We start from the raw sequence: 10,410 nt of genomic DNA, 5'->3' as shown, positions 1-10,410 counted from the left end.
GCGTGATGAGGATTTTTGTCGAGGGATCATAGGCCGCGATGCGGGCCGCGGCCTCCGGGTGGAAGAGATATTCCGGGCTGAGATCGCCCGTCACCGCGCCGTCGGGCGCGCCGGAAAACTGCTTCTCGTACCAGTCCTCGCCCAGCTTGTAGTGCTTGTCGAAGAATTGCAGCTCCTTGCCCGGCGGCAGGTAGATTCCCGGGTGTTCGGACAGCGCCGCATGCAGCCAGGTGGACCCGGCCTTGGGCGCGCCGGCATGGATGAACGCGGGCGGCCGGTTCATCGCGCGCGGCCCGCGCGGTTTCGGCCATTCTCTTTCAGGCAGGCCTCGAAACCCTCCGTCAGGGGTTCGGCGTTGTTCTTGAGCCGGTAGATTGATGTCATGCCGTAGGCCCGGTTGGGATAGCTTTCAATCAAGCGGTAGCGCGGATCGTTGCGAATGGCGAATTCGCGGTCCTCGCGCGCGTGCGCGATCACGAACAGCACATCCTCGCCAAACACGACCTGGTCGTTGAAAGCGTGCATCAGGGTCGGGCGCAGGGACCGCCGGTAAAGCTCTGGCGTATTCTCGTAGACATGGTCGATGCAGAGGCGGGCATCGACATATTTCCGGGTGACGATGACGTCATAGATGTCGCGGTCGAAATCCCAGTTGAACAGGACATTGGAATCGAGCGTGTTGTAGCCGCTCTTGTAGACCTTGCGGATGAAGGTCGGGTAGAAGAGCGGGTAGATGTGGCCGCGGGAGCCTAGCTCCAGCAGGCTTGCGCCCTGAAACTTGTTCAGATGATCCACCATGCCCGGCGTGATGCCGGGATTGATCCGCGCCGCCTGCGCCATGCGGTCCGGGAAATAGGGGATCAGGCGTTCCACTGTCTGCCATCCCCGGCTCTGGCCGCCCATGACGAACCAGCCGGTCATGCCGATGAACGCCACGGCCAGACCCGTAAACAGCACCGCGCGAAGCCAGGCGCGGGCGGGCGTCAGAACCGCCGCCAGAGTGGCCAGCAGGGCCGGCCAGACCAGCTGGTAGCGCGCCAGCGAGGAAAAGTCCGGCGTCGCCTTGTTCAGAAGCTGCACGCCCCACTGGGACGCCAGAACGTAATTCACGATCAGCGCCGCGCCGAACAGCGACGCCCAGAGACGCAGGCCCGGAACCCCGGCGCCGCTGCGGCGCCAGCGCCACGCGGCGGCGGCCAGCAGGACCATGGCCACGGCCAGCAGGACCGGCGACATATAGCCAAGACCGGAGCTGTTCGCCCCGCCGATATCGGCCAGCGGCGGCAGGGCCAGCAACATGGCGGGAAGCAGCATGATGACGCGGAACAGCGCGGTCAGCGGAGACGCGCCGCCCTCGATGACCGCTTTTCTGTAGAAATCCTCAGGGGGGCGCTGACCGGCCTGCAGATCGATGGGGAAATCATACGGGTAGAGCGGGTTTCCGAACTCGAGGAAATTATACCCATAGACCCACCCGCCAATCAGTAGCGCAATCAGGCCCGCCCCCCCAGCGCGCGCGAAGACGGGCCAGAGCGGCGCGGCGTCTTTCCGCGCCCGCCACAGCGCAAGGCCGAACCAGAGCGCCAGCGCCAGCGGGGCGGAAACAATGCCGAAAGACTTTGCCCCCAGCGCCAGCCCGGCGGCCAGGCCGATGGCCAGCCAGACGCGGCCGAAGCCCTCGCGCCCGGTGAAGGCCAGATAGAAGGTCAGAAGGCTGGCCGACCAGAACAGGACGTCCACGGCCTCGTTCATGCCCTGAATGAAGACCGGCGCGACGGCGGCCGAGCAAAGCGCCAGAACAATGCCCGCATCCCGCCGCGCGCCGCAGGCCGCGGCGATCAGATAGACCGTAGCGGGCCAGAGCAGGAAAACGGTCAGGACGGGAAACAGGCCGCTATAGAAATCGGTGCGGGTCAGAACCAGCGGCCAGCCCCAAAGAAGACTCATCACGTGAGGGAAGTGGTTCACCCGGTAGTCGGCGCCGGTGATCTGGGTGATGCGTCCTTCGGCGTGCCAGTGCGCGACCGCGGCCAGATGATAGCGCAGCGCGTCCGGCACGTCCGGCGGGGCCAGGACATGGGCGGTAAATATCCAGACAGCCAGCGCGGCCCAGACCGCCAGAAACGCCCAGACGATCGGCTTCGTGGCCCAGGAATCGGACAGCGCCGGCGGAATGGGGCGCGAAAAGCTGCCGCGCGCGGCAAAACAGGCGGCCAGGCCCAGCGCGGCGGCGAGACATGTTCCAAGGGTCAGGGATAGCGGCGTGTAGGCGATCCGCCCGGCAATCTCCGACATCACCACGATTACCGCAGCCGCGGACATCACGCCGCCCGCGATCCAGGCAGAGGCGCGGCGCGGCCGGGTCAGGGCGGCCAGACCGCCTGCCGCGATCAGCGCCAGAACGATATTCAGCGCCAGTAGCTGCGGGGAATGGCTCATAGGGCCGCTTCCGTCATCCTAAGCCCCTTGTTCCGCTTCGGGCCGTGTCATGGGTCAGGCCGGTTTCCGCGCCCGGACCCACACATTCTTGCCAAACCATCGCTTGGTCACGCGGTGCAGGGCGCGGCTGACCGGAAAGGCGAGCGTGTCGAACAAAGCCACGCTGCGGTCGGAGATTTCGCCTGAATCCGATCCGATGAATTTGTGAGCCAGCGCGGCGAAAAACCCGACCGGATCGGCATAGCCGCTGTCCTGAATGGCGAACCCGGCCGCTTCGACGCGCTTGCTCAGCACGGAAAGCGTATAGCGGCGGTGATGGCCGACAAGCCGGTCCATGGAGCCATAGAGCATCTGGTAGGCGGGCACATAGATGAACAGGGTGCCGCCCGGGGCGACGCGCTCGAACAGATCGCGCAGCGCGGCCACGTCGTCCTCGATATGTTCCAGCACGTTCAGCGTATAGATGTACGGGCGGGAGGCCGGGCCGATTCCGGAAAGGTCCGGGGCGGTCTCGAACCCTTCGCGTTTCAGACGCTCCCGCAGGGCGGTGTCAGGCTCCACGCAGGTCACTGTCAGTCCGTGCGAGGCCGTGCGGCGGGCAAATTCGCCGCCGCCGGCGCCGAAATCCAGCGCGGTTTCCGCCCCGCCGGATGCGTTGATCACCATGTTTTCGAGGAAGGCGTTATAGCGTTTGGCGACCGCCATCACTTCCAGATTGGACGCGCCGACATAGCCTTCGTCATCGCTCGGGCTGGGTTCGCTCATTGGTCGTCTCCGGGGGCGGCGTGGCGCAGATAGGCCAGGCGCTTCATCTCCCGCCGGCCTTGCGTGACTGTGGAAAGGATCAGGCCGGTCGCCAGCGAAATCACCCCGACCATGACCAGCCCGGTGGCCAGCACCGCGGTGCCGACAAACGGGAACAGGCCGGTATTGAGAAATTCGATCAGGCGCGGCGTGGCGATGATCAGCGCCAGCAGGACCAGCCCCAGCGCCACCAGTGAAAAGAAGGGCAGCGGGCGCTCATCCTTCACAAGGGTCAGAATTTTCGCTCCGATGCGGGCCCCGTCACGGAAGGTGGAAAGCTTGGATTCGGTGCCTTCGGCGCGCTCGCTATAGGCCGTGTCATGGTCGGCCATGGGCAGTTGAAGCTCCAGCGCGTGCACGGTCAGTTCGGTCTCGATCTCGAAGCCGCGGGACAGCGCCGGGAAGGATTTGACGAAGCGGCGCGACATGACGCGATAGCCCGAAAGCATGTCCTTGGCGCGGTCGCCGAAAATCATCCGCACCATGCCGGTCAGCATCCGGTTTCCGAAGCGGTGACCGGGGCGGTAGGCCTCTTTCTGGTCGGAAATCCGCACGCCGGTAATCAGGTCCAGATTCTCGTCCCGCAGGCGGGCGGCCATGGCCGGGGCGGCGGCGGCTTCATAGGTGTCATCGGCGTCGCAGAGGATGAAAATATCGGCGTCGATATCGGCGAACATGCGCCGCACGACATGGCCTTTGCCCTGTTGCGGCTCGGTCCGGACGATGGCGCCGGCGGCGCGCGCCGCCTCTATCGTGCCGTCCCTGGAATTATTGTCGTAGACATAGATGGCCGCGTCCGGCAGCGCCGCGCGGAAATCGCCGACCACCTTGGCGATTGCGCCTTCTTCATCATAGGCCGGCAGCAAGACCGCCACGCGTTCGCGCCCCATCGCGTTCCATCCCCTTGAAAGCTAGCGACCGTAATCGAAAAATTGCTCGCGGTGTCTTAGCGGCCCTGCGCGCGGCGCGAAAGCCGCCGCCGCACGGGCGCGCCCTACCAGTCCGGAATTTCGCCCGTGCGCCGCGTCTCGCGAATATTGCCCAGCACAAGACGCGCATCGATGTTTTCCGGGTCGGCGTCTATGGCGGCCATCGCGTCCGCTTCCGCGGCGTCGATCTCGCCCTGATAAAGCCGGGCCTCGGCCCGCAGCGTCAGGGCCAGCGCGTCGCCGCCGCGCGCCTCCAGCGCCGCGCTTAGATCGCTTTCAGCCTCGGCATATTCATCCAGCATGGCCAGCGCGCGGGCGCGGTCGATCAGCAGGTCCGGATTGCCCGGCTGGAACTTCAGCGCGCCATCCAGCGCGCGGCGCGCCTCCGACGGGGCTTCCGCCAGCAGATAGGCGTTGCCCGCCTGACTGAGCATTTCCGCCTTGGCGACTTCCGGCGCGGGGGTCGAGGAATGGCCGATGGCCTCCAGCCGCTCCGCCGCCTCGCGCGTTTCGCCCAGCGCCAGCAGCGATACGGCCACGCAATGGCGGGCCGGCAGGCCGCCGCCCTCCATGCGCCAGGCCAGCGCGTCCTCATAGGCGTTGTCGGGATCGTCCTGCGCCTTTTTCAGGCAGGATTCGTAGCGCGCCTGGCGCGCCTCGTCGCCGGCGCTCTGGGCAAAGGCCGCGCCTGACAAAAGGCAAAGTGGAAGTAGAAACCGGATCATTGCTTGTCCCCTGCCGCGCCTGACGCGCCCGTTGCCAGAAGCCATATCATTCCGCGCGTTCAGCGGCGAGAGCGCGCACTGTCTGTTTTAACCGGTCCAGATCGGCCTCGCGGGACAGGCGGTGGTCGCCGTCCTTGATCAGCGAAAACACCACGTCGCCGCTTTCCAGCTCCTCGACCAGCCGGAAAGCGTGACGCCAGGGAACGTCCGGGTCCTGCATTCCCTGCAGGATGCGGACAGGCGCGGTGACGCCAATGCCGCCCTTGCCCAGCAGGCAGTGCTGCGCGCCGTCCTCCAGAAGGGTTTTCGTGATCGGGCTGGGATCGTAGCCATAGTCTGAAGGCTGCATCCAGACGCCTTTTTCCGCGATCTCCGCCAGCGCCTCCTCCGGCAATTCCGGCTTCATCAACGCCTCCGTGAAATCGGGCGCGGGCGCGATGAGGACCAGACCCGCGACCCGGTCCGGGCGCGCCAGCGCGGTCAGCAGGGCCGTCCAGCCGCCCATGGACGATCCGACAAGGATCTGCGGCCCTTGGGTGAGATGATCGAGAACGGCGATGGAATCGGCGGCCCAGTCGCCGATCTTCCCGTCCGCAAATTCTCCGGATGATGCGCCATGTCCGGAATAATCAAACCGGATGAAGGCTCGGCGGTCCTCGATCGCCATATCGTGCAGCGTGGTCGCCTTGCCGCCCTCCATGTCGGAGCGGAACCCGCCCAGCCAGACAAGACCGGGACCTGAACCCGGGCTGCGGCGAAAGGCCAGGCGCGGTCCGTGCGGCGCGTCGAAGAATTCGGGTCGGGTTTCAGTCATCGTCAGCAGCTTAAATCAGGGTGAAACAGCGTCCCCGCCGTGATAGGCGTCTGGCCGCGCGCTTGTCGAGGCGCGGCGAGAAGGATCACCCGGCGAACCATGCGCGTATTGCAGGTCATACCAGAGCTTGAGGCCGGCGGCGCGGAACGCACGACCATCGAGATCGCAGAGGCGCTGACCGCCGCCGGCGGCGCCGCGCCGGTGGCCAGCCGCGGCGGGCGCATGGTGGCGGAGCTGGAGGCGGCCGGGGGAAGCTGGATCGAGATGCCGGTCCATTCCAAGAACCCGTTTGTCGCCTACGCCAATGTGAAGCGGCTGACAGACGCGATGGCCGCGCACGAGGCGCAGATCATCCATGCGCGCTCCCGCGCCCCGGCCTGGAGCGCCCTGCTGGCGGCGCGGCGGGCAAAAAAGCCTTTCATCACGACCTATCACGGGACCTACAAGGCGCGTTCGGCACTGAAGCGTTTCTATAATTCGGTGATGGCGCGGGGCGATATCGTCATCGCCAATTCCGGTTTCATCCGCGATTACATTCTCAGCCAGCATGAGGTCGCGCCGGAGCGCGTGCGCGTCGTGCCGCGCGGCGTCGATATAAGCCGGTATGACGCCGCGAATGTGGAGCCGGGACGGATCAGCGCGTTCCGCGAAGCCTGCGGGCTGCCGCCCTATGACCGCCGGCCGCTGATCCTGCTGCCCGCGCGACTGACCCGCTGGAAGGGACAGGTGGAAGCGATCCGCGCGCTGGCCGCGCTGGACAGTCAGGCGGTGCTGGCCCTGGCGGGCGACGCGCAGGGCCGGGAGGCCTATGTCGGTGAGCTGAAGACGCTGGCGGCGGAGACGGGCGTGGCCGGGCGCGTTGTATTTGCCGGACATGTGCATGACATGCCCGCCGCCTATGGCGCGGCCGATCTGGTCATCACGCCGTCCATTGAGCCTGAAGCCTTTGGCCGGACTGCGGCGGAGGCGCAGGCGATGGGGCGGCGCGTGATCGCGGCCGACCATGGCGGCGCGCGCGAGGTGGTGATTCCCGGCGAGACGGGGTGGCTGTCGCCGCCGGGCGATATAGATGCGCTTGCAAAGACGATGGAAGCCGCGCTTTCCCTGCCTGAATCGCGCGCCTTCGCCATGGGCGAGGCCGCGTCGGCGCGTATCCGCGCGGAATATTCGACACAGGCGCTGCAACGCGCGACATTGAACCTCTATCAGGAACTCTTAAAGTCCGATCATGACCGCTAAGCCCGCCCCGGAGAAAATACTGATCTGCCTTCCCGGCAGTCTCGACGCGCTGGTCAGCGCGATGGCGCCGGCGGCGGCCATCCGCCGCCATCATCCCCGCGCGCGGATCGAGGCGTTTGCGCCCGAGGCGCATGTGAAGCTTCTCGAGCCCTCCTCGGATTTCGATACCGTGGAAGCGGAGCCGGAAATTGACGGCCTGAAACAGATTCCCGCCTATGTGCAGCGGATCCGGCGCGGCAATTACAACATCGTCTATGATCTGCGCACCTCGCCCAAGGCGGCGCGCTATGTCAGCGCCGCGCGCGCCTTCGCCGGGCGCTGGGTCGGCCCGATCGGGCTGGAGAAATCCTCCGCCCCGGACGGGCATCTGGTCACCCATTACGGCATGGCGCTCCGCGAGGCGGGCCTGAACGTGAACCCGTCCGCCCTGGTGCCGGATATGCGCTGGATCCTGAAACTGCGCCGCACGACGCGTACGCTTGAGCCGGCCTATTTCGGGCTGGGCGAGAATTACGTGCTGATGATTCCGGGGCTGCGGCCGGGCGCGGCCAATCCCTGGGAAGTGTCCAACTGGTCCGCGCTGGCGCGGGAGCTTCTGGCCAATGGCGTGGGCGTGACGGTCGCCGGCTCCAAGGCGGATGCGGCGCTGGCCAACGAGATTTGCCGCAACGCCGATGGCGCGCGCAGCCTGGCCGGGCGCACCGATCTGCTGCGTATCGCTGCGCTGGCCGCGCAGTCCCGCGCGGTGTTCACGCCTCTGAATGCGCTGTCCTATCTGGCGGCTGGCGCCGGCGGGCCGACTGTCGTGCTGTTCGGCCGCAAGGACCCGCCCAGCAAGGCCGCCGCGCCGCGCGGTCCGGGCGGGGTTATTTCCCTCAATCCAACCACCACCAGCCTGGTAACTCTGGAGGATGCGCTGCAGGCGGCGCGCGTTCTCGACGCCTTTGGCGGCGCCAAGACCCGCGAGTCCGCTTGATTGCAAGGCTTTCCATCGCCATAACACTGTGCTGCGCGCGGAACGCGTTTCGCGCGTCATGTTTTTATGACTGACAGAAATCATTACGGAGAAGACGCATAGCCCGCCGACCTGCACCCCAGACCCCTCCCAAGAAGGATGGGCCCCGCATCAATGACGATATTCGCGCCGCACGCGTCCTGCTGATTGACGCCGAAGGCGAAAAGCAGGGCGAGATGCCCGTAGACGCGGCCTTGGACGCCGCCCGGGAGGCCGGGCTGGACCTGGTCGAGGTTTCGCCGAACGCCGAAGTACCGGTCGTGAAAATTCTCGATTACGGCAAGCTGAAATACCAGGAACAGAAAAAGAAGGCCGAGGCGCGCAAGAAGCAGAAGACGCAGGACGTCAAGGAAATCAAGATGCGCCCCAACATCGACACCCATGATTATGAGGTGAAGACGCGGGCGATGACGCGCTTCTTCGAGGAAGGCGACAAGGTGAAGGTCACCGTGCGTTTCCGCGGCCGTGAAATGGCGCACCAGGATCGCGGCATGGTTCTGATGAAACGGGTCCAGGACCAGTTCAACGAGGTCGCCAAGGTGGAATTCCACCCGAAACTGGAAGGCCGCCAGATGATTATGATCATGGCGCCACGCTAGGGCGTGTCCGCCTGATAAGAATGAGAAAAGCCGGGGCGGACCGCCCCGGCTTTTTCATGTCAGTGGCATTTTTTAAGACCGCGATTGAGCAGCCAGTAATTGATCGGCCAGGCCGCTAGGAAACCGGCGGGAACGGCCACGGCGACGCCCAGCCAGAACTGCCAGTGGAAAACCGATCCGGCCTGCATGCCGCCCACCGCGTAATCCGCGGCGTTCATCGCGATTTCCATCACGCCGATGGAGATGACCTCGCCCACCCAGATCAGCTGCAGGGCGCGCCAGAACGTGACGCCCTCCCGGCGCATGACGGGGACAAGGCCCAGCGTGAAACCGGAAAGATAGGCCAGCGCAGTGGCCAGCCCGATCGTCGCCCAGACGCCAAGTCCGATGCTGACCCCGATCATCAGGCCGGCGACTTCGCCAATCACGCACCCTGTCAGGCAGTGCAGCGTCGCCTGCGCGGCCGTGACAATTTTCGAGCCGCCATGCGGGCCATGTCCGCCCGTGGTCTCGCATCCGGAATGATCTGCCGCTGTCATCGGGAAAGTCCTTTGCCCTGTCTCGATCTATATACCCCATCGGGGTATATGAGAAGCCCTCCAGGCCGGTTCAAGCGGCCCGGGTCAGCCGATCAGCGGCGGAACCAGAAGGCCCAGCCCCAGCCAGCCAAAAGCGGCGAGGGCGAGGACGAACAGGATCCGTTCCGACCACTGGCCGCCGGTCAGCGCGCCAAACCCGGCCGTGCGCCATTTCCAGAGCAGGAAGACCGCGCTCACCGCCGCGAAGGCGATATTGAGGAACATCGTGTAATCGACGGAAAAGAAGTCCCTGTCCGTCACGCTCTGCGCAGAGGCGGAGTCTGGCAACAGCCCGAGCGCGGCAAAGCCGTAATGCAGGACCAGCGCGGTTGCGATGAGGATGGCCAGGAATACGCCCAGTATGTAGAGCGCCATTTTCCAACCGTAATATTTCGCCTGTATCCGCAGCACCGGGAAAACCACCAGGTCGCTGAAAATGAACGCCATGATCCCGGCGAAACTGACGCCATTGCCAAACAGGACCGCGGCCAGCGGGATATTCCCCATCGACCCGATGAAGGTGAAAAACGCGGCGACAGGGCCGATCAGCGTATGGACAAGAATCTGCCAGAAGGCGGGATCCTGTCCCTGGCCGGAGCCGACGAACAGCGCCTGGAAGAAGCTTTTGGGCACGAAGGCTGCGATGATTCCGGCGACGGTGAAGCCCACCGTCACGTCCTTCCACACCATGCCCCATTCCATGACATAGCGGTTGGCGACCTTGCGCCAGCCCTCGGCGCTCCGGATCAGCGTTTTCCAGTCGGGAATATCGGAGTCGTCTTCGCCGCTTTCCTGTTCGCGGGCGGTTTCCCGCGCCTTTTCGACCAGTTTTTTCGGGAAGGTCAGACGGACCAGAAGCCACATCAGCAGGATCAGCAGCACGCCGCCGGCATATTCGCCCACCACGAATTGCCAGCCTAGAAACACCGCGATGACGATGCCCAGCTCCACCACCAGATTTGTGGAGGCCAGCAGGAAGGCGAGCGAGGGAATCAGCCCTGCGCCCTTCGTGAACAGCGCCCGCGTGGTCGAGAGCGCCGCGAAAGAACAGGAGCTGGAGATGAAGCCGAAAAACGCGCCCAGCCCGACGCTCTTCGCCCCGGTCTCGCCCATGCTCTGTTTCATGCGCTCGCGCGTCACGAAGACCTGAATCATGGATGAGATCAGATAGCCCAGCCCGAACGCCCAGAACGCCATCCAGAACAGGCCCGCCGTGGTGACGGCGGACTGATGCCAGGTTTCGAGGAATCCATTGGTCATAAAGCCTC

At 65.2% G+C, this 10,410-nt stretch carries 11 protein-coding genes; 3 read left to right on the top strand and 8 right to left on the bottom strand.

Annotated features, from left to right (window positions below; genetic code table 11):
* The 6 genes from H2040_RS09905 to H2040_RS09880 form a co-directional block, all read right to left on the bottom strand.
* The coding region (locus tag H2040_RS09905; protein WP_287157138.1) for a sulfotransferase at window positions 1–283 on the bottom strand (283 nt) is incomplete at its 3' end.
* Window positions 280–2,439: a hypothetical protein gene (locus H2040_RS09900; RefSeq protein WP_287157137.1), complete on the bottom strand. Its 2,160-nt coding sequence runs from the start codon at window positions 2,437–2,439 to the stop codon at window positions 280–282. The genes H2040_RS09900 and H2040_RS09905, both read right to left, overlap by 4 nt.
* Before the next feature lie 54 nt (window positions 2,440–2,493).
* A complete protein-coding gene (locus H2040_RS09895; protein ID WP_022698534.1) occupies window positions 2,494–3,204 on the bottom strand; it encodes a class I SAM-dependent methyltransferase in 711 nt (236 codons plus the stop codon).
* Window positions 3,201–4,133 carry a glycosyltransferase family 2 protein gene (locus H2040_RS09890; RefSeq protein ID WP_287157135.1) on the bottom strand — a complete coding sequence of 311 codons (933 nt, stop codon included), beginning with the start codon at window positions 4,131–4,133 and terminating at the stop codon, window positions 3,201–3,203. Before H2040_RS09890 ends, H2040_RS09895 begins: the two co-directional genes overlap by 4 nt.
* Before the next feature lie 104 nt (window positions 4,134–4,237).
* Window positions 4,238–4,897, bottom strand: a complete 660-nt coding sequence (locus H2040_RS09885; RefSeq protein WP_287157133.1) for a tetratricopeptide repeat protein — start codon at window positions 4,895–4,897, stop codon at window positions 4,238–4,240.
* 46 nt (window positions 4,898–4,943) lie between these two features.
* On the bottom strand, window positions 4,944–5,711 hold the full coding sequence (locus tag H2040_RS09880) for an alpha/beta fold hydrolase (protein WP_287157131.1): 768 nt from the start codon (window positions 5,709–5,711) through the stop codon (window positions 4,944–4,946).
* A gap of 99 nt (window positions 5,712–5,810) precedes the next feature.
* Between H2040_RS09880 and H2040_RS09875 the strand changes: the two genes are divergently transcribed.
* From H2040_RS09875 to infC, 3 genes are all read left to right on the top strand, one after another.
* Window positions 5,811–6,950, top strand: a complete 1,140-nt coding sequence (locus H2040_RS09875; RefSeq protein WP_287157129.1) for a glycosyltransferase family 4 protein — start codon at window positions 5,811–5,813, stop codon at window positions 6,948–6,950.
* Window positions 6,940–7,926, top strand: coding sequence for a glycosyltransferase family 9 protein (locus H2040_RS09870; RefSeq protein WP_022698539.1), 987 nt, complete (start codon window positions 6,940–6,942; stop codon window positions 7,924–7,926). The genes H2040_RS09875 and H2040_RS09870 overlap by 11 nt, the downstream gene beginning before the upstream one ends.
* A 98-nt stretch (window positions 7,927–8,024) precedes the next feature.
* Complete coding sequence (gene infC, locus H2040_RS09865; RefSeq protein WP_027068488.1) at window positions 8,025–8,564, top strand: translation initiation factor IF-3; 540 nt, start codon at window positions 8,025–8,027, stop codon at window positions 8,562–8,564.
* A gap of 59 nt (window positions 8,565–8,623) precedes the next feature.
* Here infC and H2040_RS09860 read toward each other — a convergent pair whose 3' ends face one another.
* Window positions 8,624–9,103 (bottom strand): DUF4396 domain-containing protein, encoded by a 480-nt coding sequence (locus H2040_RS09860; protein ID WP_022698541.1) that lies wholly within the window; start codon window positions 9,101–9,103, stop codon window positions 8,624–8,626.
* Between the two features lie 84 nt (window positions 9,104–9,187).
* The gene (locus tag H2040_RS09855) at window positions 9,188–10,402 is read right to left on the bottom strand and encodes a permease (protein WP_287157126.1); all 1,215 of its coding nucleotides are present in this window, start codon (window positions 10,400–10,402) and stop codon (window positions 9,188–9,190) included.
* Window positions 10,403–10,410: the final 8 nt, after the last annotated feature.

The organism is Euryhalocaulis sp. (assembly GCF_013911995.1).
Classification (GTDB): Bacteria; Pseudomonadota; Alphaproteobacteria; order Caulobacterales; family Maricaulaceae; genus Euryhalocaulis; species Euryhalocaulis caribicus.
This window is presented reverse-complemented; position numbering and strand designations above follow the sequence as displayed.

Coding starts and splice junctions, on each gene's coding strand:
- H2040_RS09900 (WP_287157137.1), bottom strand. CDS start 2,439: ATGAGCCATTCCCCGCAGCTACTGGCGCTGAATATCGTTCTGGCGCTG.
- H2040_RS09895 (WP_022698534.1), bottom strand. CDS start 3,204: ATGAGCGAACCCAGCCCGAGCGATGACGAAGGCTATGTCGGCGCGTCC.
- H2040_RS09890 (WP_287157135.1), bottom strand. CDS start 4,133: ATGGGGCGCGAACGCGTGGCGGTCTTGCTGCCGGCCTATGATGAAGAA.
- H2040_RS09885 (WP_287157133.1), bottom strand. CDS start 4,897: ATGATCCGGTTTCTACTTCCACTTTGCCTTTTGTCAGGCGCGGCCTTT.
- H2040_RS09880 (WP_287157131.1), bottom strand. CDS start 5,711: ATGACTGAAACCCGACCCGAATTCTTCGACGCGCCGCACGGACCGCGC.
- H2040_RS09875 (WP_287157129.1), top strand. CDS start 5,811: ATGCGCGTATTGCAGGTCATACCAGAGCTTGAGGCCGGCGGCGCGGAA.
- H2040_RS09870 (WP_022698539.1), top strand. CDS start 6,940: ATGACCGCTAAGCCCGCCCCGGAGAAAATACTGATCTGCCTTCCCGGC.
- H2040_RS09860 (WP_022698541.1), bottom strand. CDS start 9,103: ATGACAGCGGCAGATCATTCCGGATGCGAGACCACGGGCGGACATGGC.
- H2040_RS09855 (WP_287157126.1), bottom strand. CDS start 10,402: ATGACCAATGGATTCCTCGAAACCTGGCATCAGTCCGCCGTCACCACG.